Source organism: Lysinibacillus antri (assembly GCF_003977595.1).
Classification (GTDB): domain Bacteria; phylum Bacillota; class Bacilli; order Bacillales_A; family Planococcaceae; genus Ureibacillus; species Ureibacillus antri.
In genome coordinates this window covers 25,102-51,682 of record NZ_RYYR01000007.1, presented here as the reverse complement: position 1 = coordinate 51,682, position 26,581 = coordinate 25,102, and the positions used below count along the sequence as shown (strand labels likewise).

The following is a 26,581-nucleotide window of genomic DNA, read 5'->3' as shown; positions in this document are numbered from 1 at the left end:
CCCTCATTTTATACTAATCTTCTATTTTTGCATTGGATAAAATAAATTTCATTAATTGAACTAAATATCCCTTTCCTTATAAAACAGATATAGAAAATGTATCACTACATAGAGTAGTATCAATGTCCAGATTCATAAATTCAATATTATCACAAATTTTCATATGATCTAATCAACTACAAAATATGATACGTATGGAGTTAACGTTGAACGTTGTAATTTACAGTTACGTGCTCCAATTACTTCTAAAAAAGCCTGTGTTTCGCCAGGAAATCCTGAATGATTTAATTCATCAAATGCAATAACTGAGCCTTTTGTTACTCTACCTTTTATTATTTCTAAACACTTTTTTGTAGGTTCGTATATATCAAAATCAAAGTAAGCAAAAGCAATAATTGTTTCAGGGTGTCGTTCTAAATATTTTTCTAATGTATAAGTTGCATCTCCTTTTACTAAAACAGATTTTTTAATATGAGAAATTGGATTTTCAGATTCATGATAATTTAAAATTTTTTCTAAATAATTTTCATAATCTGGAGTAACATTATAGTCTCCTAGTCGATTTAATGTACCGTCTTTTTCATGGACACTTGAAAAACCTTCAAAAGTATCGAAACCAATAATTTTTCTCGTATAATTATATGGTTCATAAATTCCTCTGAATGATTCAAATAAAGATAAATTTTGACCCCATCTAACTCCAAATTCCATTATTACACCATTTACATCTATAATTTTTTTATACAACTCATGCATCAATAAAATTCTTGAAAGAGTCTGTCGATTTATAAATAAACCTAAATTACTTAATATTTCCCCGTCAGGTAATGGATTATTTTTGTACAATTCAAGAAAGTCAGCCCTATTATTTTTCTCATTTTCACTAGCAAAACTACTATTTAGATTCATTTCAATACCCCATTATTAAGATTTTGGATTACTCTTGCTTCTAATAATTTTTCTATGATTGGTAATATATTTTTTGCAGACTCTTCAATAGTTTCAGCAATTTCAATTAAGTCTCGTTTTCCATCAGAATAAGCAAGAACATTCATCATAGTGCGTACTTGGGCACTTGTTTCCTTAGTGCTTATCGTTGGATATAAACCACGTTTTCCCAATTGCGGTTCACATAGACAATTAACCTGATAATAATCATTTTTTTCAATTAGCTTTATACATTCTACAAAAACATCGTAACATCCCTGTAACCCAGATGCAGTTACTAACTGCAAATTATCTAATGAAGTATGGTACTCAGGGTAGTGTCCAAATTTTGTACGCATGATACTTGCTATAGGAAGATCCACACCTGGACTACAATACTGTCGTTCGTCACTTCCACGATCTAAAAAGGAATAATGTACAAATTTAGGGTGTTTATGCTTTAACACATGTAATGCAACTCTGTCTGATAAAGTATCTCCTTGTCTAGAAGGTAGATAGGAAAATGCACGCTCATCACCAACACATGAAATGTTATATCCCGCAATCACATGTTCTTTTAAATGTAAAAGATGTTTGCTTAAATACGTAATTGAGCCAATCGTTTCAGGAATAAATACAATACGGTATGTATATCTCTGCTTTTGTTGTAATAGCCATTTAATCAATTGTGTAGCCATTACAGGTCCTGATAATTCATTGTTTGCCATTGATGGGTGACATATATAAGTTGATAAAAAAACCTCTTTATTCGTTTCGCCAGGGATAATTACTTCTCCATATGTTAAATTTCCTTCTTTTAGTTCGCTATCTATATATACATGATACGTGCCTTCTTTTAACTTTTGTCGTTGATGATGTGTTAAACAAAATCCCCATCTTTCCTTATAATATGATGTGACATACGGGATAGCAGTAGGTTGATTCTCCAATGAATATAGATGTTGTTGAAGTTCCTCTAATGAAATATCTCGATCTATTGGGGTTGAATAACCAACAACATGTAAGTTATTCTGTTTAAAATCAACAATTTTATTTCCTTCTGGGTCTATAATATATGCATCTCGGATATTCCATTCTCTTGGAATTTCCCAGTCAAATACTTTCGTTCCAGTGGGAACTTCAAAAATACTTAGTGGAATTTCTTCTTTTAATATTGATAATGTTTGTCGTACTCCATTACCTGTAATACTACGACAAATGGGAAAGAGCTTTTCCATAAGCTCATACATCATTTGTCCCTCTCTATTAATAGGATTCATAAAATTATTTTTCTACCCTTCCTGCCCTGCAACTATATGCAGTTTTTTAGCCCCATTATGCTCAATATCATATTTTATAATTGAATATGCCTGCGCTAAATCAATCAAATAAAAATCTACTGTATTAATAGCTAAATGACAGGAAGCACCTTGTTTTTCAAGTTCCTCACCAATAGGATTAAGATGTGTAATAGCCTCTGGATACATATTTCGAACATACATGGAATAAGTACGTTCTTGCTTTCTACCATTTTCATTAATATAAGGAGCAGTAAAATTCTTCTGATAACGATATGAAGCTTTTACCATTTCCTCAACATAATGGACGAAAGTAAATGATTTCTGATAATCTAGGCCCATAATCAGCATTTTCGCTTTTTGTTCATGTAAATAAGCGAAAGGTGAATCAGATCCAAATGAACTAATATTATTAAGATTACATAAGTATTCTTGGTCTTTTCCCCAAACAGCAAAAGAATAAATAGGATGTTTAGTTCTTTTGAAATCACTTCGTTTTAAGGCTGTGTTTGTTAAAGCACCTACTTTTGAAGGAGTGTTATTGTAATCAAATGTAGAACCATTACAAAAATCCCAGTTGAAAGTAGGGAATAATAATGTACCATTTTGACCTAACTTCTCAATAATACTATCAATAAATACATTAGCGTTAAATTTTTCACCATTACGTAATGCTTCATATGCTAATAATGTCACATCTGACCCGATTAATAAAATATCACCAGTTTCAACACCTGTATTATTTATAATTTCTTTAAATAAAATATAACTCATAAAATTAACTCCCAACTTAAAGGTGTCCCTCGTTTTATATCAAGTTTAGAAGTTTTCCCTACAATATACTCGATAAACTTTGGCTCTAATCCATATCCAGGACGTACAATTTTAATATTCGCCTCAGAAAATAGTTCACCAGGTTTTATATCTCTAGATACGTAAATTGAACGTCTAAACTTTAACGATGACTTCTCTTTTTCAGTTGGACCATACTTTACTTTTCCTAAAGCTTGCCACGCTCTTTCGGATTCTTCCACAAGTGCTTTCATTTCAGCAGGTTCCATTGAAAAGGCAGAGTCAACTCCACCATCAGCCCGTGACAACGTAAAATGCTTTTCTATTACTGTCGCACCTAATGCAACACTTGCTACCGCTACACCAATTCCTAATGTGTGATCTGATAGGCCAACTTGAACATCCTCAAATAGTTGCTTCATATGTGGAATTGTTAAAATATTTGTATTTTCTGGAGTTGCAGGATAAGTGCTTGTACATTTCAATAACACCAAATTTTTACATCCTGCCTCTTTCACAGTACAAACTAATTCATCCAACTCAGCTAAAGTTGCCATTCCTGTTGAAACGATCATAGGTTTCCCAGTAGAAGCAACCTTTTTGAGTAACGGTAAATCAGTATTCTCAAATGAGGCAATCTTATATAACGGAACATCTAATTCTTCTAAGAAATCAACAGCTGTTTCATCAAAAGGAGTACTGAAAGCAATCATCCCTAGTTGTTTTGCTCGGTCAAAAATTGGTTTATGCCATTCCCAAGGAGTATATGCTTCTCCGTATAATTTATATAAAGATTTGCCTTTCCATAAACTCTCTTCATCTTGAATCCTAAAATCATCAGTATCAACATCAAGTGTTAAAGTATCTGCAGTATATGTTTGGATTTTTAACGCATGGGCACCTGTTTTAGCAGCAGCTTCAACAATTTCTAACGCTCGTTCTAAAGACCGATTATGATTACCAGACATTTCAGTAATAATAAATGGTTTTGTAGAATCATTTAATAATAATGTATCAAAATTCATTTATTTTTCCTCACTTCCTTCAATTTTGTCACTGGAGTATCCCAACCATCAGTTAATAAATATTCGTATTCTTTTATATCTTTTTTAAAGTGTATAGTCCCACCTTCTAATTTTTGTGGAATAGGTCTGCATTTACCTAATCTAATTTCTGGCCATTTTTCGATAAAAAGATTTTCTATTTCTTTTGACAATATGTTATAACTTTTACGTAGGGTGATATCTTCAGGGAATATAATTTCTTTTTGAGCAATAATTGGGCCTGTATCTATACCTTCGTCAATAAAATGAATGGTTACACCTTTTTTTGTATTGTCTAAAAAACTCCAGAAATTTGGATTTGCTCCTCGATTCCAAGGGAGATATGATATATGTAAATTAATTGTTTTATTTTCCATAAAATCAATTATATCTTTAGCTATGATATGTCGATATCCGTAACTAACTATATAATCAATAGAGTCTTTTAGTAAATAATCTAAAGTAATTCTATCTTCTGTTTGAAAAACTACATCAGAAAAATCCTCTAAAAAAGCTATCAAATGTTTTCTTCTTGGTCCTAAGTATAATATTTTCATACTTTTACTCCAATATTATTTAAATATAGATTTCATATTATATATTTGACTTTTAAGTATTGCGGTGTTTTGTAGTAAATTCGAAAATTGATTATATAACACTTGATTATTCACTTTGTCAAAATGTCCTAAATATGTAATTACTCCATTATGATTAATAGCTTCTGCAATTTCGATTTGATTATCTGCAATCGAAATAACTATTGATGGCAAAAGTAAATATACTCTTTCCCAAGTTGTCGCTCCCCCAGCACCTATCGCTAAGTCTGCCCTTGCCATCAATTCAGCCATATTATTAACTTGACAATGATACATAGCGCCGTGGATTGATTCACATAGTTCTTTAATCTTTTTTTTATTTGGGTTTGAATTGCCAACTACAACATCCACTTCCAATTGATAATTTACAATTAAAGATTGAATTGCTCGTAGGACTTTCTCTGTTTCATTTGTTGGATCACTTCCTCCAAAGAAAATAAATAAGCGTTCAACCTTACCATTGAATGGTTTAATCTTTTGATAAGCTATTTTAAATTCTTCACGAAGTAAAGCATGTTTGGGGCCAAGTAAAAGTTTTGTGTTTTCCGGAACTAATCCATCATATCGGGTATCCATGTCTAGATAAAAATTTTGATCTAATAGTATGTCACAATCATGTTTTCGATTTGCTAAATCATCTATCACCATAATTTCTTTGGTAATTGGGCGAATTTTTCTTTCCCACTTTTCTTCTAGTGAATAATGATCAACTACTACCTGTTGAACTTTAAATTTATTAAATACCTGAATGGTTTGTTCTGCATCAATATACCAATTGTTTTTTGTATAATTCCATAAAGTTGTTTCGACTGAAGGTAATTCATAAACTTTAAAGCCATTTTGCTCAATAAATTCAATGCAATCTCCTTGTGCTTTCCGACAAATAAATGAAACTTCATTCTTTTTCTTTTTTTGCTCAAGTGCATATGTTAAACAACGCATTACATGTCCCGTTCCAATTTCAACAGAGGCATCTACCCGAATAAAGATTTGCATATAATCACCTTATATTTTCTTTTGTTCTACATGGGCATTAATATTATACCAATCAGGATTTTGTTCCATGACGTTAATAGCATCTAACATTGTAAAAGTAGGATTTTTTTTATATAGATGTTCAATAAGCAACTTAATTAATTCAAAATCTTCTTCAGTATCAACAGTCCATCGATTTTTGCTATAATCGATATCATTCTGAACTGAACCAATTTTGAATTTTTCTTTATTTGTATAAAAGAATGCTGTTACATGTTCACGGTCTCGTTCTAAAAAAGCTTCATTATAAGCTTGTTCCAAAGCAATAGATGAAAATACTTCTGTATCTAACCCACGTGGATATGTCCGATCAATTGTATTAGATACATAATCATCACCTTGATGATCAATAAAATATTGAATTGTTTTATCCACTATTAAAGGGTCTATTAAAGGGCAATCTGAAGTAATGCGAACAATTATATCGGCATGAAATTTCACAGCGGCTTCATAATATCGAGCTAATACATCAAATTCAGGTCCTCTATAATTAGATATACCGTTTCTATTGCAGTATGCTTCAATTATATCATCTTGTTTTTCGATTGTTGTAGCTATTACAATTTCATCAATCAATTGAGATGATTGTAATCGTTCCAATTGATATGAAAGTAATGGCCTTCCATTGACTTCTTTTAGAATTTTACCTGGTAATCTTGTTGATCCCATTCTTGCTTGAATAATTGCCACAATCCTCATTTTTTCACCTTCAATATAACTTCTTTTACTGCATTTATTACATCTAATACATCGTCATCTGTCATTTTAGGGAATAAAGGTAATGTAATAATCCTCTCATACAATGCCTCCGCTTTTGGTAGACTTCCTTGTTTATAGCCCAATTGTTGGTATGATGATAAAGTATGTACTGGAATGTAATGAACATTGACACCAATATTCAAATTTATTAATTCCTCAAAAATTTCTCTTCTTGTAGCATTTAGTTTATCAAGTTTTAATTGGATGATATAGAGATGCCAACTTGATTCACTATTAGTGCTTTGATAAGGTGTAATAATCTCATGTAACTTAGAAAAAGCTTCGTTATATTTTTGAACAATCTCTTTACGGCGTTCAATAAATTGATCTATCTTGTTCATCTGGCTTTTCCCAAGAGCTGCTTGAATATCGGTCATTCGATAATTATAACCAAGAAACTGCATATCATAATACCAAGGTCCCTCATCTTTTTGTAACAAACTTTTATCACGTGTAATACCATGTGAACGGAATTGCAGTAGCATTTGGTAAAACGTTTCGTTATTTGTTGTAATAATTCCACCCTCACCTGTCGTAACGTGTTTCACTGGATGAAAGCTAAACATTGTCATATCACTCAAAGATCCGATTTTCATTCCTTTATATGTTGCGCCTAATGCATGTGCTGCATCTTCTATTACAACTAAATTATGTTTTTTTGCAATTTCATGAATGGCATCTAAATCAACTGGTTGACCCGTAAAATGTACTGGTATAATTGCTTTTGTTTTTTCTGAAATTTGTTTCTCTATTTCTTTTGGATTAATATTATATGTTTTCTCATCGATATCTGCAAAAACAACCTTGCCATTGACATAGCGTACACAATTTGCACTTGCCGCAAATGTAATAGGTGTTGTAATTACTTCATCACCTTCTCCAATTCCTGCAGCAAAACATGTACCGTGTATTGCAGCTGTACCATTAGCAAAGGCAACAGCATATTTAGCTCCAACATATTTAGCTACAACTTGCTCAAATTCTAAAATTTCCGGTCCGGTTGTTAAATAGTCACTTCTTAATACATTTACTACCGCTTGAATATCATCATCATCTAGCCATTGTTTTCCATATGGCAAATAAGAATTACGCATTGTTTTACTCCTTAATGAAAAAATGCAGTCAATGACTACATCTCTTCCACTAATTCTTTTAATTGTTCAATTGTTAACCAATCTGTATTAGAATCACTTGTATAAGCAAAGCCATCAGGAATTGGTTTTCCGTCTGCATGCTCTTCTTTTTTCCACCAAGAAAGTTCAGGATAAATGACATAGTAATTATCAAACTCAACAGTGTGACGTGCATCGTCTTCCATAATCATAGCTTCATGTAGTTTTTCACCAGGACGTATGCCAATTATTTCAATTTTACATTCCGGACCAATTGCCCTAGCTAGGTCTGTTACTTTCATGCTTGGAATTTTCGGTACAAAGATTTCTCCACCTTGCATACGTTCTAAATTATCAAGAACAAATTGTACACCTTGATCTAACGTAATCCAAAAACGAGTCATTCGTTCATCAGTAATAGGTAATTCTCCAGTATGTCGAATTTTCTTAAAGAATGGTACTACACTTCCTCGACTGCCCATTACATTACCATAGCGAACAACTGAAAAACGAGTCTTCTTTTCTCCTACATAAGCATTTGCAGCAACAAATAATTTATCAGATGCTAATTTCGTGGCACCATATAAATTTACAGGACTACACGCTTTGTCAGTAGATAGTGCAATTACCTTCTCTACTCCACGATCAATAGCTGCTTCGATTATATTTTGTGCACCATGTATATTCGTTTTAACCGCCTCAAACGGGTTATATTCACATGCATCAACATGTTTCATAGCAGCTGCGTGGATAACTATATCTACTCCATCAAATGCACGGTATAAACGATCTTTGTCACGGACATCTCCAATAAAAAAGCGTATACGATCATCCTTAAACTCTTGTTTCATCTCATATTGTTTTAGTTCATCACGGCTAAAAATAATTACCTTTTTAACCCCTAATTTCAGAACCTTTTTTACAAATTTTTTACCAAAAGATCCTGTTCCTCCAGTAATCAATATCACCTTGTCCTTAATAACCACTTAATATCCTCCATTACCATACTTTTCCCTCGAGAAAGTCTACAACTATCATTTGCTTTTTCGCAACGGATCAACCTTTCGTATAACCTTACAAGGGTTTGCAATCTTCTGTATTATCGCCTCTTCATTGGCTTAATATGTATTATTTTAAATTTCCAATACAATAGTCTTAATTCACGCGTGAATTATCAGTGTCTCTAAAAAATAGCGATAAATAAAAAGAATTCTTTTTCTCTCAAAGGTTTTGTAGATTTATCACTACGAACAAAAAATTTATGCCTGTATCGCACCATTCGAATTGAAAAAAACATTTACGTTTACACACTTATCCCACTCAAATGTTGCAATCAATTTACCATTTTTTTGTCGAATGTATATATTAATAAGTAGCTCAACATACAGTAAAATTTAGAAGTTCTTAGTTGACTTTTCTTATCACTGTATTATTTAGAATGTATATACAAACTTCAAAAATTATGTTGTTCTAATACTGACTCAATTATAATTTTCTAATACATTATTTATATGAGCCTCTATTTGTTCAACACAAACAATAGCTGTATTTAACATTTTTAATTGTACTTCTTTATTCTTCATTAAGTTATTTGAATTAATTACTTGTTCTATACTGTTAATATCCCAGAGTGTCTTGACTACAATTGATTGTAAATTATGTCTTAGTAAGTCATGTCGTAAAATTTCATTCATAATAACATTTGTCTTTTGTAATTGTTCAACAATTTTTGTTAACTTTTTCGTTGAACTTGAATGAGTAATTTTTAATTGACTAATAACCTCAAGCTGTTTTGTGCATGTTTCTTTAAACTTAGAAAAGTAATTTTTTTCTTTTGTAAGTACATCTTTTATGTCATTAATGTTAATATTATATGAATTTATCTTACTAATTGTCTCTTTTACTGATTTAAGCTCTTCTAAACAATATGTGTCTATTGTTTCTGTTAATGGTTTTTGTAAGGTTCCATTAATTTTTGCTCCACCCTCAGTAGCATTAATAACTAATAACTGATGATTACTGATTTGTGCTTCAAACCACTGTTTGAAATATCCCCATATATAAGTTGTACGCACTAATTCCCCATAATATCCTTCTACTTCATAATCCTGAATCAAAGTTTCAGTTTTTGTGTTATTAACTTTATCGTCATACACTGTACCAGTTGCATGAGAATCTCCCTCTTTAGAACCATAGGCTAAATCTTGCCCCACTAAAACAATAGGTGAAGCCCCCAAGTGTTCCGCTAAGCCAAATGCAACATGCGCAGAAGAAGATCCCATTCCAATAAAATTATCATTATCTATCCCTAAAAGGTCTTGTATCCATTTATACTCCGCTACTCCACTTCTCAATGGTAAAAGTATGTCTCCTTTGAATTCTGAAAAAACTCGGAAATCCAATAGCGGGGGACCTACGAGTGTTACCTCTTTTGGAATATTCTTATCCTTATAAAAATATTCGTATACCACTGGAATTCGTTCAACAGAACAAACAAAATCAGGGATAATTTCCTCCATTAATAATTTATTTAAAATGGTATCAACTGCAATTATAACCGCTTTTCCTTTAGCTTTTTTAAGTTCTTTAATATTTTTATTCAAAGAAGGACCAGCTGAAACAATAATGGCGGGTTTATCTATGTATTTGTTTTTTAGTTGCGCAACATTCTTTGCCTTTTCAAACCACATTAAATTTTCTAGATTATTTTTTAAACCATCTAACCCATCTACTACACTATTCCCAACAGATAATATAACATTCCTAACAACTTCACGAATAGTTTTTATAACATATTTTGTTGTTTCAATTTCATTATTTCGATAATAATTGGTTTGATAAAAATTTATATTCTTAGCTAACCCAAGTGAACCATAATTTGAAAAGAAACCTCGAATAAAATCATTTAATTTTGGGATATTATCCGAAAATAATACAATATTTTTATTATTAAAAAGCTCTAGATTTTTATTCTGCAATACATGATTAAAAAATGATAAATTCGGTTCTATAACTACTAATAATGAATCTCTATTTATTCTTTTATGTAGCGTCTTCAATTCATCTATAGAATTAATACCTATTACAAAGATAATCTCCTTTTTTAATGGGTTACTTTCAAATGATTGATCATATATATCTTCTGTTCTATAAACTACACCATTATTATCCTCAAAATACTCTACTTTTGAATTTTCTGCTGAGATGAATGTATGTGCAATAGAAGAAGGTGTTAGATTTCCTATCCAATGCATTGCGTTTTGTTGTAATATTTCTATATTTTTATCTATAAACATTTTTTCACCTTCTAAACTTTTTTATTCTTTCCATTCTATGTATAAAAAGAGGATCGAGGAGTTTCCCCGATCCTCTTCTTTTTATCATTAACGTAATAATTGAAGAACACCTTGTGGTTGTTGGTTTGCTTGTGCAAGCATTGCTTGAGCAGCTTGAGAAAGAATAGAGTTCTTTGTTTGGTTCATCATTTCTTTTGCCATATCTACGTCACGGATACGAGATTCCGCAGCAGTTAGGTTTTCAGAAGATGTACTTAAGTTATTGATAGTGTGCTCTAATCGGTTTTGAACAGCACCTAGTTTTGAACGTTCAGATGATACTGATTTGATTGCTTTATCTAAACTTTCAAGTGCATTTGAAGCTCCAGCTTGTGTAGAAATATCTACACTTGCAATTCCAAGTGCTGCTGAACGCATATCATTAATACCAAAAGTGATTGTTTGGCCTTTATTAGCACCAATTTGGAATGTCATACCACCATTACTTGATGCCTCAGTTTGTGCTGAAGATAGTCCTAAATCTTTTACAGTCGTTACACCAGCTTTATCAGCTAATTTAACAGGACCCGTTTCACTAACGATTTCAAAACGACCATCTTTTAAGACATTTACTTTAACGTCAGATATGAAACCTGGGTCAGCATTCGAAGTAGCACCTGCAGTTGCATTTGCACTAGTGATGGCTGTATTAATAGCTGATTGTAAAATGTCGGCTGCAGTAGACATATCTTCACCGTTTGAAATAGCTGCTGAAAGTTCAACATTCATTGTTACACCGTTAATATCAGCCGTGAAACTAGATGCAGCACTAGCAGCAACAGAAGTTCCATTATACGTATTTGTTCCACTAGTTGCTACAGGCGCAGCACCAAGAGCATCTTTCAACACTCCTGCAGTTCCTGCTGTAATTTTAGAATTAGTTCCTTCTGAACCGCTAGTTAGGGTAAGAGCACCACTAGAAAGATAGCCACTTACATGTGCAACTCCACTACCAGATTGATCAATCGCTTCATTAATTTTACTAATCATTAAATCAAGAGCTTTTTGTTGAGAAGTAGCATCATCACTAGCACCATTTTTAATGATATTTTGTTCATCTGTACTTAAGTTTTGCCAATTTACAGTAATTTCAGTTCCGTCTACATTAATAGTTTCAGCTACAAATGATGAGGTAGAAAATGCAGCTGCTGAAATTGAACCACCAGCAGATACAGTAATTGTTCCTGCTGCTAATTTACCTACAGTAGAGCCAGTAGTAGTATTTTGTCCTACTGAAGCACCTGCAGCAGATTTTAAGTTACCATTTAATAATTTTTGAGTATTGAATTCTGTAGTATTACCAATACGGTCAATTTCATCTTTTAATTGTTTAACTTCATCTTGAAGAGCTTTACGATCTTCAGCTGTGTTTGTACCGTTTGCTGATTGGTCAGCTAATTCACGCATACGTTGTAAAATTGAGTGTGTTTCGTTTAACGCACCCTCAGCTGTTTGGATTAAAGAAATACCATCTTGAGCGTTTGCTGCTGCTTGGTCTAAACCACGAACCTGTGCACGCATTTTTTCAGAGATTGCTAAACCAGCTGCGTCATCTCCAGCGCGGTTGATACGTAAACCTGAAGATAATTTCTCCATAGATTTAGATTGTGCACCAGCTGCACTGTTTAATTGACGGTATGTGTTAAGTGCTGCGATATTATGATTAATTCTCATTTTAATTTCCTCCTTGGAATGTTTAGCTCACGTCCTTGTGAGCATTTTTATTGTATGTACAAGAGAACCAAGTCGGCCGCTCTCACTTCTCTTGCTTACATAATTAATATCGGAAGAGCTAGTAAATGTTTAATAGTTTTTGAAAAGTTTTTTGAGATATTTGTATGATAGTTTGCAACCTTAGGCTTCACAATAAAGTTAATCTATTTATTTGTAAAACTCTATAGATTATTAGTTTATATAATAGAAAAAACCGCTTAGAAAAATTACCACTAAGCGGATTTCATTTATTTGTTTGATTGTTTTAGTATATCTAAACTTTTGACAACTGCCTCTGTGTTCGATTCTGAAACATCTTGTCTTAATTCACCACGAACGATATCTATGTTCCTCGGTGCACGGATCCCTATTTTTACTTGCTCACCTTTTACCTCAGATATGACAATTTCTACGTCTTCACCAATCCAAATCGTTTCTCCTGCTTTTCTTGATAGTACTAACATAGACTCACCCCCTTACACTTTCTAAAGGGATTGTATGACGAATTGAATAGGCCTCATTGTCCAAGATGACTTGTTTTGCTTTTTTATTTGTTATGTTTATTACAATAGGTGCTTTTAGATTAACAGTTGATTGGGCTAACGTTTCTTTAAGTGATACGATTACAAACACCGCCACTTCATTTTCACTTTTAATATCGAGTGAATTTACAGTTGCGTCATCTAATGTAAAATTATAGTTAGTAGCAATTGAATACGGACTCGTAATCACAAATGCTAAGTTTTCAGTATTTGTTGATTGAAGAATTTGAAAGACACTGTTTTCTTCTAATGGTAAGAGAACAAAAGACTTTTCTTCCTCAAAACCCGGGATACCATGTTCAAATATAAGGATATTTGCTGGATCAATCGTTATTTCATCCATATAAGCTGTTTTAATTTTCATTTTGTCGTTCCTCACTTTTTATATTAGCCAATCTATTTTTAAGGATGGGTATTGTAGCATTTCGACCTTTACTTTACCAGGTGTGTAATTATGGCTAGGTTTATTGGCTGTTGAATTATTAATGACTTTTTGAGGCTCTACTTGTATATCCACTTTTGCTGGTTCAAAGTTTATTTTCACACTATCAGCTTGGGGAATGAACTTAATATTTATACTCGAATAGGGTTGTCTTCCTCTTCTTTTTGCCTGTTCTGCAATTGGGTTACCGCCGTTTTGAATGTTCATTAACTCTTGACCTTCTTGCGCTCTTCTACCTATTCCTTCAAGCCCTTCTTGTTTACTTTGTTGAGCAATTTCAGCGGTACGACTTCGTGAGTTTTTGAAGTCCATACTTTCCCTCGCTTCGAAAGAGTCAATGGAAAGTTTAGATTTTGTCGTTTCAATCGACATTTTGGCTTGCGGTTGTTGCAAATCCAAATTAGCTTGTGGTTGTTTAATTTCTTGTATTGGTTTTTGAATATTTAATCCAATCTGTGCGTTCGTTGATTGGAGCTGGAGCTTTGGGACATTCAAAATATTTCCCCCTTTAAAGAAAGCGTTTGGAGCAAATGTCCAAACGCTTTAAATTATCTTAGAAAATCCGTTAAAGTTGGTTGAATAATTCGTGCACCTACAGAAAGTGCTGCACGGTGTATAGATTCCTGAGTAATCATTTCTGTAATTGTTTTTTCATAATCCACATCCTCATTTTCTGACATCCGTTTTGTTGCAATGATTTCTTGTGATTGCAGTCGCGCATCCATTAATTCTACACGATTTTGTCGTGCACCAATGTCAGCACGAGTAGTCAGTAACTTATTCATATTATCGTCGATTGTTGATAAATGTGACGATAATTGTTTACCTGAAGCTCCTGAACTAATATCTTTACCTATTTGATCAAACATTTGATCGATTTCACTAAACAATTTGATAGGTGTTGTATTTACTTGTAAATTAATTCCATCAAACACTTCGATCTCTATCGTTTTTTCAAATGCAGGATCATTTGTAATGTATCCTGTTCCAGCTTGGTAAGGGGGTGTCGTTGTCTTTGTCCCACTAAAAATATAGCGATTGCCTATTCTAGTATTTGATAGATTTTGAACATGATCTCTTAACTGTTGTAATTCACTATCGATTTTCTCTCGATCTTCAGCAGTAGTAGTATCGTTTGATGCTTGAACCATCAATTCGTTCGCACGCTGTAGAGCAGATCCGATTTTATCGAATGTATCATCTGTTGTATCTAACCAGTTATATGCTTCCCCAATATTACGAGAAAATTGTTCAACATTGTTTAATTCTGTACGATAGCTAATTCCCTTCATTGCAACGACAGGGTCATCTGAAGGACGAGTAACCTTTTTACCTGTATTAATTTGCTCTTGAACTTTTCCTAGTTTTGAGTAACTATTGGATAAATTTCGAAGCATGTTACCAGAAAGCATTGATTGTGTTACGCGCATGGTCTAACCTCCTAACTACTATAATCCTACTCGGCCCATGCCGTTAATGATTTTATCTAACGTTTCATCAATTACTGTAATCATTCGGGCATTTGCATTATAAGCCTGTTGGAATGTTATCATATTTGTCATTTCTTCATCTAAAGATACAGAACTAATCGATGCACGACGTTCTGATACGGACTGTTGTAAAGTTTGTGCATTATACGCTAATCGACTAGCTTGTTGCCCATCAACCCCAAGCTGTCCAATTAAACCTTCGAAATAAGTTTGAACACTAACATCTTCTAAAGCAGTAAGGCTACCAAATTTTAAATTTGCTAGTTTTAAAGCTTGTTTACCATTTCCTGGCTCTGCAATATTTGCTGCAGAATCTGAAGCAGCAATTTTATTTGGGTCTTCTATTAATTTTTGCGAAACATAAATATTACCAGCTGTAATTCCTGTTTCATCGGTAGTGCCTTTCTGTACAAAAAAAGCTTCCCCAATAGCTCCAGATAAATCGGTACCACCTTTATGTAAAGTATTAAAAGCAGTAGCGAATGATTGAGCCATTAAATTTAGGTTTGCCAACATATCTGGGAAAAGACCTTTTTCACCAGATGCAGTGCTATACCCGTATGAATCTACTAATGATTTATATTTCCCTACATTCGTTACGTTATCAATACCTATTTCCGTAGTGCCATCAATATTAACAATTTGTAAACCTTCAATTGGTCCTTTTGGGGTAACGCCATCAGTTTCTGTATTTGTTCCAGCATTTTGAATCTGAGCATAGTTACGTCCTTCTACTAACGTTACTTTTGAGCCATCTTTAAGTCTTAATGCAACAGTAATAGAGCCCTCAGCAATTTCTAATGCATTTCCCCCAGATGGTACACTCGAAATTTCAATTGGAAACGAATTAGAAAGTTCATCTATTAATTTATCACGAGCATCGTATAAATCATTTGGCATGTATCCATTCGGTTCAATAGCTTGAACTTGCTCGTTAATACTTGCGATTTGCTTTAAAATAGAGTTAGTATCTTTTAAAAGAATCCCAATCTCTTCTCCAGCGTTTGTTTTTAATTGTGAAATCGAGTTGTACATGTAGTTAAAAGAATCAGCAACAGCAATGCCCCGCTGAACAACTACTGCTCGAGCACCACCATCTTCCGGTCGAACATTTAAGTCTTGCAGAGAATTCCAAAATTCATCCATGGATTTGGATAAGCCGTAGTCAGAAGGTTCCTTTAATATATCTTCCATTTGGGTAATTGCTTTTGACCTTGCATCCCAATAGCCCAATTTGTTTGTTTCTTGACGATACTGCATATCAACAAACTCATCGCGCATACGTTCTACAGATGTTGCTTGCACCCCTGTACCAATATGTCCTGGCATTTTAGGTGTGTTAAGTCCTGTACCTGGATATCCGTGTGTAGGCGCCATATTTACCCGTTGACGCGAATAGCCTTCCGTATTTGCATTGGAAATATTATGGCCTGTTGTATATAAAGCACTTTGTTGCGTGAAAAGGCCACGCTTACTTGTTTCTAATCCCATAAATGTGGAGCGCATGAAGTCTCCTCCTTTAAAAATAGAATGATTGTTTTATGTAGGGCGTGATGCCAGACCACGCATTATGCTTGTGAATCAAAGTTTGTTCTCGTTAGATTTTGACCGCGCACTTCTTTACCCGAATAATTAATTTGAGTTGGTTGCGGGCGTAACATGTCTAATGTCATATTGACGAATTGTAATGATTGGAAAACGAGTTTTTGGTTTAAGTCGTTTTGTTTTTTTAAGTCGTCAATTACTAACATTAATCGATTGCGCACATCTGTTAATTGGTTACGTTCTTCATTCGTTTCAGCAGCTTCAATGACATCGAGCACTGATGGCGTGTCAGCATGTGCAATTCCTTTTGCATTTAAGTAATCCCGTACTAGTGCTTGACGCTGTTGCTCGAATGTCCCGATCGCCGCTACGTGAGACTGTTCGTTTTTTAACATTTGGTCAAGTTCTTCCATGTCACCCTTTTTCACAAGCTCTGTTTTTTTAAGGCTAAGCTCAAGCAAACTTTTATGCATTTTTTCGAGTTTTTCTAAGATCGAGATAATTTGTTGAACTGACATGGTTTAATGAACTCTCCTTCACTGTTTAATAACGATAGTATTTCAGCATATCTTCTGCTACTTTACGTGCATCCACTTGGTATTCGCCAGATTGGATTTTTTCTTTTAATTGTTGAACTTTTTGGGCACGTTCTGAAGAATAGGTAGATGATGCTGACATTTCTTTAGCGGTAGTTGAAATTTCAATTTTATCTGCAAAGGCTTGCTTTTCACTTGCGGCCTTCGCTGATCGTTGTTGTTTGTTATATGGGTTAACGGAATTTATACTAAATGATGTAATTTTCACAACTACCCCTCCTTAAATTCGTATGCTATTGTTTATTTCGGTTCGTTCACAAAAATGTTAACGTTTCAAATGAAAAAAGCTCACATTTTAGCTTTAGTTTCATCAATTGTTGACAATCGATGCCCTTTTTAAGCATATATGCGAGCTTCTTCATTATTTATTTCGATCTGATAAATACGTGCCTTTTTCACCTTTTGCAATGTTGTCCCTAAATTCTTTTGCCGCTTCAAATGTACGTAAATCAGATTTAATTTCATCCTGGCATTTACTACAAAGTTTCCCTGTATTCGTGATGTGCCCACAGTTATCACATGGGTATCCTAAATTTGGGAAAGTCGCTGGGTGTAGACGACCTTTACGCACCCATTTATGAATAAGACTTTCATTCACGCCCGTCGCTTCTACAATTCGTTCCATTGTTGCTGCGCGATTTTCACGTTTGCGTAAAAATTTATAAACCACTTGATACATTTCCTCTTCATTTTGTGCACATTTATGACAAACTTCCCTTAATCCTGTGTAATTGAAAAAATCTCCACATTGTGGGCAATTTTTAATTTCAGCCATTAAAGATCACTCCCTAAAAGAATTTTATGTACTCTAGTAAGTATACCATTGTTTCCATTTTCCCTAATTTCTACTAAAAATACTAGTCCGATTTTTTAACGAATCCGGAAATGTCAAAATTCCGGTCCCTACATACGACATAATCAAAAATAAGTGCTATTTTCGCTTAATTTTTAATATGTCGTATATTAGAGATGACCATTTTTATATTTATCCTCTTATTAAAGTAAAAGCCTTTACAGATTTCGCACCAGCCTCTAACAATACATTTTTTGCGTGGTTAATCGTTATCCCTGTAGTATAAATATCGTCAATTAATAAGAAATCTTTATTTTTAATATTTTCAGGACTTGCCTTCAATTTGAAAAACTGCTCCGTGGCTAAACGTTGTTGACGTGATTTCCCAACTTGAGTTTCAGTAGTCGTTTTTTCAAGAAAGTGTTGGTATGGGATGTTTGCTTCTTTTAAAAGTTGATCCACATGTGCAAAAGTGCGTTCTTTCAGTTTAATTGGATGCATCGGGATCGGAGTAATAATTGCTTTTGATTTTGCTAGGTGTTCGTGAATTTTATCTCGAAATACTTTCGCTAAAAGGGTGTCGTGCATAAATTTATATCGATGTAAGAAATCCCTCATTGCATCATTATATTTATATAGTGAAGTGACTTCTTGATTTTGTGTGGTATGGTACGGTTCAAATTTTTGTTCACATTCCGAGCAAATCGTTCGTGGAAAAGCATTTGTCAGAAGGTATTTCCATGTCATTTGTTCATTTAACGGTGCGTTACAAAGCAAACAGTTTGGCACTTCATTTCGTTTCATTTTCCAAACCCCTCTTTATTTAGTCGCAGAATTTCATTTCGCGCTTCATCCATTTCGGTTGTAATGCCATGATGGTAAAAAACAATTTCGCCAGCTGGATAGTTTACGTTTCGCCCAACTCGCCCACTTATTTGAATGAGCGCACTGGATGTAAAAATTTTTGACTCTGCTCCTACAACTGCCACTTGTACATTTTTAATCGTGATCCCTCTTTCAAGAATGGTCGTTGTCAGGAGACCGGGTATTTCTTCATTCCTTAGTTTCGTTACTTTCTCTTTTCGATCTACATCCTCCGCGTGAACACTTAATATGTCTTCGTGAAGTTGCTGAAATAAAGGAGTCGCTATCCCCATTAGTTGAATCGTTGGAAAAAAAATAAGGAACGGCTCTTTTTGTGCAATTCTCATTTTTGTCCATTGTATTAATTTGCTTGGAATTTTCCCTTTTGCGATCATTTTATTATAGGACCATAACGATTCGAATGTTGGTACCGGTAATGGATGACCATGATACCTTTTCGGAATAAAGGAATAGCCCCATTTTTCACGTTTCACTTTAGCGAGAATTTGAGGTGATGGGGTTGCAGTAACGAGTGCTAGTGGGGCAGATTGCTTTTTCACTTTAAAAACGGCTTTTTGCAGTGCTTTGTCGAATGTATAAGGAAATGCATCCGCTTCATCGACTATGACCACATCAAACGCATTTTCAAATCGGTATAGTTGATGAGTTGTCGCGATGATAAGCTGTGGGAGACCCTGTTGCTGCGGTGCATTTCCATAATATGCGTGTAAAATAGTATTCGGAAATACCTTTTGGAAACGAGGAAATAATTCTAAAACAACATCTGTTCGAGGCGTTGCAAGACAAACTCGTTTTCCTTGTTGAAGTGCTGCGAGAACTGCTGGGAAAAGGATCTCGGTTTTCCCTGCCCCACAAACTGCGTGGATGAGATGATTATGATTTTGTTGGATGCTGTCGGTTAGTTGTTGCGATGCCTGTGCTTGCGCTTCGGTGAATGTTCCATCCCAATCTAGTATGTGATAGGTCGGAAATTTCGGTTTTGCTCCATTCCAAATAAGAAGATCCGTACAACTCGTCACCCTCCCCATATTGATGCAATGCCGACAATAGGTGCATAGTTGATTACATCGCGCACACTCATAATGAATGAATTCGGATTGGTTTTCGTTGTAGCAACGATTGCATGTGTAGTGTTTTTTGAAGAAACCTCGTTTGGAAGATATGCCTAGGATACGCTTGAAATAGTTGTATTTTATATAGGTTTCAATTTTTTCTTGCGGGAAGGGGGCATTTGTTCGAATCCAAATGCGACCAATAAAGAAGTCTCTGATCTTAGGTTCTATAATTAGCCCTTTGTAGGTTTGGTTGTGGTTGTGGTTGTGGTTGTGAAGTTTGTATTGCATTTTTGATCGCTCCTTTTAATTTTAGATTTAAGCTGCAGAAAATGTCCCATAGAATTCAAAATTTGTCCCATAACTCCCTTGTGCACACAAAAACCGCGAGTAAATTGGTAAAAAGTGCGAGTATTTTCACTGATAACCCGCGCTCACCCGTATTTCCGGAGTACTTCCAACAAAATAAAAAACAGCCCCATCCAAAAGAACGAGACTGTTCATTCATCATATTAAATTTTTTCCACCCAACTGAGTCCGATAGAGCCTTCTCCTAGGTGCGTTCCGATAACTGGTCCAAAATAACTTAGGTCAAACTCAACATTCGGATAAGTTTCCGATAATTGCTTCATCCACTCACGGCCTTCTTCTTCGCAGTTTGCATGGATTACGGTTGCTTGGATTTGATCGTATTGTGCAGCATCCTTGGCTAGCAATTCTTCAACTCGACGCAGAGCTTTTTTCTTTGTGCGAATTTTTTCAGCTGGTACGATGACTTTGTTTTCGAAGCAAAGGATTGGCTTTACCTGTAAAAGACCACCTACCAATGCAGCTGCAGCGGATAAACGACCACCTCTTTGAAGATGCGCTAAATCATCCACGACAAAGAAAGCTTGGTTCGATTGTTTCATTTCTTCTAACGTGCTAAAAATTTCTTCGGCCGATGCACCTTGCTCAGCCATTTCAGCTGCCTTTATGACATAGTAACCTTGTGGGGCGCAGGAAATTTCACTATCAAAGGTATGGACCGTGATGGCGTCTACCATTTGACCTGCTTGAACCGCTCCTTGGTACGTACCACTAATGCCACTCGATAAATGAATGCAAATCACTTCATCATAATCTTTAGCTAACTCTTCAAATAACGCAACAAATTTTCCCACAGGTGGTTGCGTTGTTTTTGGGAATTGTTTTGAGTTTCGGACTTTATTGTAAAATTCGGAAGTTGTAATTTCAACCTCTTCTTCATAACTACCATCTTCAAGGTTCACGCTAAGAGGAATCATTCGAATGTTGTAGCGCGCTCGTTCCTCAGGTGTTAAATACGCTGTGCTATCTGTTACGACTGCAATACTCATTTATTTCCCCACTCTCCTATTGTCAATATAATACCTTAAGATTGGTTGTATGTGAATAAAAAGAAAGCGCTTCATGCACGATTATTACCATTGTACATGAAACGCTCTATGGATAATTCAATTTTCGATAGACAAAATCCTACAAAAAGCTATTTTTGAAATCCAATCAGGACCAAACAACTATTTTTATGAATCGTTTCCAATATAGTAAACGCTCGTTACTTTCCAGCCACCATTTTCATTTGTAAAAACAGTTACTTGGCGTCCACTACTTGTTAATTCCGCATTTGTTTCAATTTCTGTCATTTGAATCTCTAAATTAGAAAATACTTGCGCCTCATCTTCACTATATTTCACAATCGTGACATCAGATGGCGTTCTTTCAATATTATATTGGGCAAAAGCATTTTTCGCAGCTGCTACATCTTCTTCATACTCAAAGCCTTGTGGGTTTTTCGATAATGTTTGTGTATAACGATCGATATCTTTTGCGTTAAAAGAATCAATGTATTCATTAAATGCTGCAATAATTTGTTCCTCATCTTCTTTCGGAACATCCGGGGCTTCTTCCACTTCATCGCCAGTCAATTCAAATCCGACAAGGGTTTCGTCTTTTGTTGTTTCTTCTTTTTTTGTTTCTTCTTTATCACCACAAGCAGTTAGCATAAGCGCAGCCACTACTAGCATTAACCATTTTTTCATAATCTTTAAACCTCCCGCGAAAATATTGTAGCATAATTGACTTACTATGGCTATTTACGTAATTAATAGTAGAAAAACGTAATTCTTTTTTATTATTTGTTACTATATCGTTATCATGACGAGATCTTTACGGAATAAGTTTCTTCGTATACGAGAAATTATTTTATTCTCAGGTATTATAATCGAAGTACGAAAAATACTGCATGAAAAATCCTAACTATAAGGTCCGGTTATCTGCCCTCAAACTGAGCTATCCGCCCCCAAACTCAGCCATCCGCTCGCAAACTCAGTTATCCGCCCTCAAACTCATCTATCTGCCCTCAAACCCAGCTATCTGCCCTCAAACCCAGCCATCCGCCCGCAAACTCAGCCATCCGCCCGCAAACTCAGCTATCCGCCCCCAAACTCAGCCATCCGCTCGCAAATCCAGCTATTCGCCCGCAACTCGTTCCATAAAACAAAAAATCCCCCAACCATTTAATAAGTTGTAAGGGATTTTTCATATGGTTATTAGCGCACTTCTACCCAGCCGTTTTTGATTGCTGTGACTACGGCTTGTGTGCGGTCGTTTACGTTCATTTTTTGTAAAATGCTTGAAACGTGGTTTTTGACTGTTTTTTCTGAGATGTATAATGTTTCACCGATTGTACGGTTAGATTGTCCATCTGTTAATAATTGTAGCACTTCACATTCACGCTTTGTTAATAAGTGGAATGGGCGGCGAATTTCTGTTTGATGGAAGTTGCCTTTGTTTTCGTGCTCGCTAAGGCGACGAAATTCCGCTACTAAGTTTTTCGTTACTTTTGGATGTAAGTAAGAACCACCGTTTGCTACGACTTTAATCGCTTCTACGATTTCATCTGCATCCATTTCTTTTAACATGTAGCCCAGTGCGCCCGATTTTAGGGCATGCGTTACATATGTTTCGTCATCATGAATGGAAAGCATAATTACTTTCGCATCTGGGTATTCTCCCATTAAATCGTGTGTTGCTTCCACGCCGTTTTTCCCTGGCATGTTGATGTCCATTAAAACAACATCTGGTAAGTGATTTTGGTAAAGACTAATTACATCTGAACCGTCGTCTCCTTCTGCTACTACATCAAACGTATCTTCAAAGTCTAGTATACGTTTTACACCTTCACGGAATAGTTGGTGATCGTCAATAATGATAATTTTTGTCATAATATTACCCCCTACAATGTTCGTTCTCTTTATTTATCAAACACTAATTCATTTTCGGGAAATGGAATTTTGACCATTACGATAGTTCCTTTTCCAATACCACTTTGAATATCCATCGTGCCTTTTAGCAATTCTACGCGTTCTCTCATACCGATAATACCAAAAGATTGTTCTTTTATACCAGTTTTATCGAATCCTTTGCCATTATCTTTTACTAAAATATTGACACTATTTCGAAGCCATTCTATTTTCACCCAAATATCGATGGCTTTTCCATGTTTCATCGAATTGTTTACACTTTCTTGCACAAGGCGGAAGATGGATACTTCATAATCAGAAGGCAGTCGTTTCTCACTACTATACGATTGAAAATGAATTTGTACGCCTGGATTATATTCCATCACCGTGGATAAATATTTTTTCAGTGTTGGGACAATACCAAGGTCGTCCAAAGCCATTGGTCGTAAATCATAAATGATGCGACGAACTTCTGATAATGCATTTCGAACAGTTCTCTTTAATTCTGCTATTTCTTTGATGGCCGCTTCGATACCTTTTTCGCGATAGGTACGCTCAATTAAATCGGAACGCATCAGTACATTGGCCATCATTTGTGCTGGACCGTCATGAATTTCCCGTGACAGTCGTTTGCGTTCTTTTTCTTGAGAAGCAATGATTTTAATGCCAAATTCTTGTTTGATTTTTGCTTTTTCTAATGCAACACTAACATTTTTCAAATCAGATGTTAAATAATTTAAAACAACATTTACTTGGTTGACAATATGTTCAGCACGCTCAATTGTATCGTATAATACTCTTAGACGGCGTTCTAGATCGTCACGTTTTTCTCGAAGCTGCTTTTCATCTGCTCGAGTTAAGGAAAGTTGGATTTGAAGTTCATTGGCATATTCATACGCTTCACGGACTTGCTCTTCTGTATATTTGTCGAAAAAACGGCTCACTTCTACTAGACGTTGTTTTGCCACTTTGGTTCTTTTTTCTAACTCATCACTTTCATCGATGAGATATTTAATTTTCTGTTTAATGAATTCAAGTTCTGCTTGCATTTCTTCAAAACTTCTACGGCTTTGTTCGCTAATAACAAATATGTCATTTTTCGAATTAGTAATGGTTTCAATCATGCGATTAAATATTACGTCAAGTGAGCCAATGTCAACTTTATCGTTTGAAAACATACCTTTTCCCCAATCTAATTGGTGTTATTATTATAACATTAAAGGGTTTTTAAATGAAAAACCAGTAAATGTAATTGTCAATATTTATTATAACATTTTAACCTAAAATTTTAAGTAAATTCCTTAGTATAATAGGAATGATTTTTTGCGAAAAAAAGGAGAATTTATAATGCGAAAGGACTATAATACAGTCAAAGGCTTTGGTGAAAGAGAAATTGTCATTTCAAAGTCACGTTTTATCGGCTATGTAAATCGAGCAGAAACAGAGGAAGAGGCACTTTTATTTATAGAAAGTATTAAGAAAAAACATCCGAGTGCCACACATAATTGTTCTTGTTATATGGTGGGCGAGCATGATCAAATCCAAAAAGCTAATGACGATGGGGAACCAAGTGGCACAGCTGGCGTCCCTATGCTAGAAGTGCTAAAAAAGCAAGGATTAAAAGATACAGTCGTTGTCGTGACACGTTATTTTGGTGGAATCAAACTCGGTGGTGGTGGCTTAATTCGAGCATATGGAAAAGCGACAACTGAAGGAATTGATGCAGCAAAAGTAGTGGAACGAAAATTGCATCATGTCATGAAAATTTCCATAGATTATACATGGTTAGGAAAAGTGGAAAATGAAGTACGTAATTCAAACTACAGCTTAGCGGAAATACAGTATGCTGAAGGGGTTGACGTACTAGTTGAAGTATTGAAAGACGAGGAGGAAGCCTTCACAAATTGGGTAACCGAATTAACAAATGGGCAGTCAACGATTACTTGTATAGACAAAAAGTTCATAGAATTTATTGTGGAGTGACAAAATTTTATTTACCGTAATTCGACAACATAGTATAATTAATCGTATTGATTGATTTTATTATTTGTCGAATTATTCCATTTATTTTACTGTTACATAGTGAAAGTATTACCACTGTTTTTTCATAAAATGTTCGACATACTAACGATATATCATAACACTTTTTATTCATCATTCCCTACATTCAGAGGAGAGTCTTAATGAAAAATACTAATAATAGGAAGAAATCATCACGATTTTCTTTTGTCCTTAAAATTTTACTGATATTATCCGCTTCTCTTTTAATTAGTTTGACCGCTTACGGAGTCTACATAACGAAAAAAGCAGAGTATGCCGTTACAGAATCCTATGAAGTCATCCAGGATCGACCTGTTTCTGAGAAGCGTGAAGCTAAAGTTGAACCAATACAAGATAATATTTCGATCCTTTTTGTCGGAGTTGATGATGGTGAAAAACGTGGTCAAGGTGCTGAAAATTCACGTTCCGACGCCCTTGTTTTAGCCACATTAAATAACGAATCAAAATCGGTAAAATTAGTGAGTATTCCTCGTGATTCTTATGTGTATATCCCACATGTTGATTATGAAGATAAAATCACACATGCCCATGCATTCGGTGGGACACTTGCAACAATCGAAACGGTTGAGGAATTGTTTGATATTCCTGTTGATTACTATGTGCGTATGAACTTCGATGCATTCATCGATGTAGTTGATGCGTTAGGCGGTATTGAAGTTGATGTGGACATTCCTTATGCCTTTACAGAACTAGATGAAAACGATCGATTCAATGTTCGACTAGAGCCAGGTCTTCAAGAATTAAATGGTAGCCAAGCACTTGCATTAGCTCGTACTCGTAAACACGACAGCGACATTATGCGTGGTAAACGTCAACAAGATATTTTAAAGGCTATTGCAACAAAAGCAGCGTCTGCCTCATCCATTACAAAATACGATGACATCATTGAAGCAATTGGCGATAACATGAAAACAGATATGAGCTTTGATGAAATGAAATCGTTCTTAAATTACTTTACAAAAGGCGTTCCTCAAATCGATGCATTAACACTTGTCGGTTATGATGATATGTCCACTGGTACTTATTATTACCAACTTGACCAAGAATCATTATCCGAAACACAACATATTTTAAAAAGTCATTTAGGTTTAATTCCAGATACATCCGATATCTCTGGAACAAAAACTGAAAATGAAAACGCGATCGAAGCAGATGTATCGTTAGAACAATAAATAAATGCGCAAAACCCGAAGAACTTTGTAGTGGAGTTCTTCGGGTTTTTTATTTAAAATACCATTGAATTTTGACATCCTAACTAATTTGTAATCGTTATTTTTAGAAGGGGTAAAAAAATTTTGTGTT

At 34.7% G+C, this 26,581-nt stretch carries 27 protein-coding genes; 2 read left to right on the top strand and 25 right to left on the bottom strand.

Going from position 1 to position 26,581, the window contains the following annotated elements:
* Positions 1-168 precede the first annotated feature (168 nt).
* The 25 genes from EK386_RS06710 to EK386_RS06590 all read right to left on the bottom strand — a co-directional run bounded on the left by EK386_RS06710 (position 169) and on the right by EK386_RS06590 (position 24,396).
* Positions 169-909: a crotonobetainyl-CoA--carnitine CoA-transferase gene (locus EK386_RS06710; RefSeq protein WP_126658266.1), complete on the bottom strand. Its 741-nt coding sequence runs from the start codon at positions 907-909 to the stop codon at positions 169-171.
* A complete protein-coding gene (locus EK386_RS06705; RefSeq protein ID WP_246027602.1) occupies positions 906-2,180 on the bottom strand; it encodes a DUF4910 domain-containing protein in 1,275 nt (424 codons plus the stop codon). Before EK386_RS06705 ends, EK386_RS06710 begins: the two co-directional genes overlap by 4 nt.
* Before the next feature lie 39 nt (positions 2,181-2,219).
* Positions 2,220-2,999, bottom strand: coding sequence for an AAC(3) family N-acetyltransferase (locus tag EK386_RS06700; RefSeq protein ID WP_126658265.1), 780 nt, complete (start codon positions 2,997-2,999; stop codon positions 2,220-2,222).
* Positions 2,996-4,042 carry a pseudaminic acid synthase gene (gene pseI / locus EK386_RS06695; RefSeq protein ID WP_126658264.1) on the bottom strand — a complete coding sequence of 349 codons (1,047 nt, stop codon included), beginning with the start codon at positions 4,040-4,042 and terminating at the stop codon, positions 2,996-2,998. Before pseI ends, EK386_RS06700 begins: the two co-directional genes overlap by 4 nt.
* On the bottom strand, positions 4,039-4,617 hold the full coding sequence (locus EK386_RS06690) for a formyltransferase family protein (protein WP_126658263.1): 579 nt from the start codon (positions 4,615-4,617) through the stop codon (positions 4,039-4,041). Before EK386_RS06690 ends, pseI begins: the two co-directional genes overlap by 4 nt.
* A 15-nt stretch (positions 4,618-4,632) precedes the next feature.
* Positions 4,633-5,652 carry a UDP-2,4-diacetamido-2,4,6-trideoxy-beta-L-altropyranose hydrolase gene (pseG, locus tag EK386_RS06685; RefSeq protein WP_126658262.1) on the bottom strand — a complete coding sequence of 340 codons (1,020 nt, stop codon included), beginning with the start codon at positions 5,650-5,652 and terminating at the stop codon, positions 4,633-4,635.
* Positions 5,653-5,661: 9 nt separating this feature from the next.
* Positions 5,662-6,390, bottom strand: coding sequence for a cytidylyltransferase domain-containing protein (locus tag EK386_RS06680; RefSeq protein ID WP_126658261.1), 729 nt, complete (start codon positions 6,388-6,390; stop codon positions 5,662-5,664).
* Positions 6,387-7,544: a UDP-4-amino-4,6-dideoxy-N-acetyl-beta-L-altrosamine transaminase gene (gene pseC / locus EK386_RS06675; RefSeq protein WP_126658260.1), complete on the bottom strand. Its 1,158-nt coding sequence runs from the start codon at positions 7,542-7,544 to the stop codon at positions 6,387-6,389. Before pseC ends, EK386_RS06680 begins: the two co-directional genes overlap by 4 nt.
* Before the next feature lie 35 nt (positions 7,545-7,579).
* Positions 7,580-8,548 carry a UDP-N-acetylglucosamine 4,6-dehydratase (inverting) gene (pseB, locus tag EK386_RS06670; protein ID WP_126658259.1) on the bottom strand — a complete coding sequence of 323 codons (969 nt, stop codon included), beginning with the start codon at positions 8,546-8,548 and terminating at the stop codon, positions 7,580-7,582.
* A gap of 495 nt (positions 8,549-9,043) precedes the next feature.
* The gene (locus EK386_RS06665; RefSeq protein WP_126658258.1) at positions 9,044-10,858 is read right to left on the bottom strand and encodes a motility associated factor glycosyltransferase family protein; all 1,815 of its coding nucleotides are present in this window, start codon (positions 10,856-10,858) and stop codon (positions 9,044-9,046) included.
* Between the two features lie 87 nt (positions 10,859-10,945).
* On the bottom strand, positions 10,946-12,571 hold the full coding sequence (locus EK386_RS06660) for a flagellin N-terminal helical domain-containing protein (RefSeq protein ID WP_126658257.1): 1,626 nt from the start codon (positions 12,569-12,571) through the stop codon (positions 10,946-10,948).
* A 287-nt stretch (positions 12,572-12,858) separates the two neighbouring features.
* Positions 12,859-13,074, bottom strand: a complete 216-nt coding sequence (gene csrA, locus EK386_RS06655) for a carbon storage regulator CsrA (RefSeq protein ID WP_126658256.1) — start codon at positions 13,072-13,074, stop codon at positions 12,859-12,861.
* 4 nt (positions 13,075-13,078) lie between these two features.
* Complete coding sequence (gene fliW / locus EK386_RS06650) at positions 13,079-13,516, bottom strand: flagellar assembly protein FliW (RefSeq protein ID WP_126658255.1); 438 nt, start codon at positions 13,514-13,516, stop codon at positions 13,079-13,081.
* A gap of 18 nt (positions 13,517-13,534) precedes the next feature.
* Entirely contained in the window at positions 13,535-14,089 is a 555-nt protein-coding gene (locus EK386_RS06645; protein WP_126658254.1) for a DUF6470 family protein, read from the bottom strand.
* Between the two features lie 53 nt (positions 14,090-14,142).
* Complete coding sequence (gene flgL, locus EK386_RS06640; RefSeq protein WP_126658253.1) at positions 14,143-15,024, bottom strand: flagellar hook-associated protein FlgL; 882 nt, start codon at positions 15,022-15,024, stop codon at positions 14,143-14,145.
* An 18-nt stretch (positions 15,025-15,042) separates the two neighbouring features.
* Entirely contained in the window at positions 15,043-16,590 is a 1,548-nt protein-coding gene (gene flgK / locus EK386_RS06635) for a flagellar hook-associated protein FlgK (RefSeq protein WP_126658252.1), read from the bottom strand.
* Positions 16,591-16,652: 62 nt separating this feature from the next.
* Positions 16,653-17,147, bottom strand: coding sequence for a flagellar protein FlgN (locus EK386_RS06630; protein WP_126658251.1), 495 nt, complete (start codon positions 17,145-17,147; stop codon positions 16,653-16,655).
* 25 nt (positions 17,148-17,172) lie between these two features.
* Positions 17,173-17,433, bottom strand: coding sequence for a flagellar biosynthesis anti-sigma factor FlgM (flgM, locus tag EK386_RS06625; protein WP_126658250.1), 261 nt, complete (start codon positions 17,431-17,433; stop codon positions 17,173-17,175).
* Positions 17,434-17,586: 153 nt separating this feature from the next.
* Positions 17,587-18,000, bottom strand: a complete 414-nt coding sequence (locus EK386_RS06620; protein ID WP_126658249.1) for a TIGR03826 family flagellar region protein — start codon at positions 17,998-18,000, stop codon at positions 17,587-17,589.
* A gap of 210 nt (positions 18,001-18,210) precedes the next feature.
* Positions 18,211-18,822 (bottom strand): ComF family protein, encoded by a 612-nt coding sequence (locus tag EK386_RS06615; protein WP_126658248.1) that lies wholly within the window; start codon positions 18,820-18,822, stop codon positions 18,211-18,213.
* Positions 18,819-20,246: an ATP-dependent helicase ComFA gene (locus EK386_RS06610; protein ID WP_126658247.1), complete on the bottom strand. Its 1,428-nt coding sequence runs from the start codon at positions 20,244-20,246 to the stop codon at positions 18,819-18,821. The genes EK386_RS06615 and EK386_RS06610 overlap by 4 nt, the downstream gene beginning before the upstream one ends.
* A 221-nt stretch (positions 20,247-20,467) precedes the next feature.
* On the bottom strand, positions 20,468-21,313 hold the full coding sequence (locus tag EK386_RS06605; RefSeq protein ID WP_126658246.1) for a DegV family protein: 846 nt from the start codon (positions 21,311-21,313) through the stop codon (positions 20,468-20,470).
* A 186-nt stretch (positions 21,314-21,499) separates the two neighbouring features.
* The gene (locus tag EK386_RS06600) at positions 21,500-22,015 is read right to left on the bottom strand and encodes a nuclear transport factor 2 family protein (protein ID WP_126658245.1); all 516 of its coding nucleotides are present in this window, start codon (positions 22,013-22,015) and stop codon (positions 21,500-21,502) included.
* A gap of 510 nt (positions 22,016-22,525) precedes the next feature.
* Positions 22,526-23,200, bottom strand: coding sequence for a response regulator transcription factor (locus EK386_RS06595; RefSeq protein WP_126658244.1), 675 nt, complete (start codon positions 23,198-23,200; stop codon positions 22,526-22,528).
* A 29-nt stretch (positions 23,201-23,229) separates the two neighbouring features.
* Positions 23,230-24,396 carry a sensor histidine kinase gene (locus EK386_RS06590; RefSeq protein ID WP_126658243.1) on the bottom strand — a complete coding sequence of 389 codons (1,167 nt, stop codon included), beginning with the start codon at positions 24,394-24,396 and terminating at the stop codon, positions 23,230-23,232.
* Positions 24,397-24,565: 169 nt separating this feature from the next.
* Here EK386_RS06590 and EK386_RS06585 point away from each other — a divergent pair, with 169 nt between their 5' ends.
* Together EK386_RS06585 and EK386_RS06580 are read left to right on the top strand one after the other, a co-directional pair.
* A complete protein-coding gene (locus EK386_RS06585) occupies positions 24,566-25,201 on the top strand; it encodes a YigZ family protein (RefSeq protein ID WP_126658242.1) in 636 nt (211 codons plus the stop codon).
* 200 nt (positions 25,202-25,401) lie between these two features.
* On the top strand, positions 25,402-26,451 hold the full coding sequence (locus EK386_RS06580; RefSeq protein ID WP_126658241.1) for an LCP family protein: 1,050 nt from the start codon (positions 25,402-25,404) through the stop codon (positions 26,449-26,451).
* Positions 26,452-26,581 lie beyond the last annotated feature (130 nt).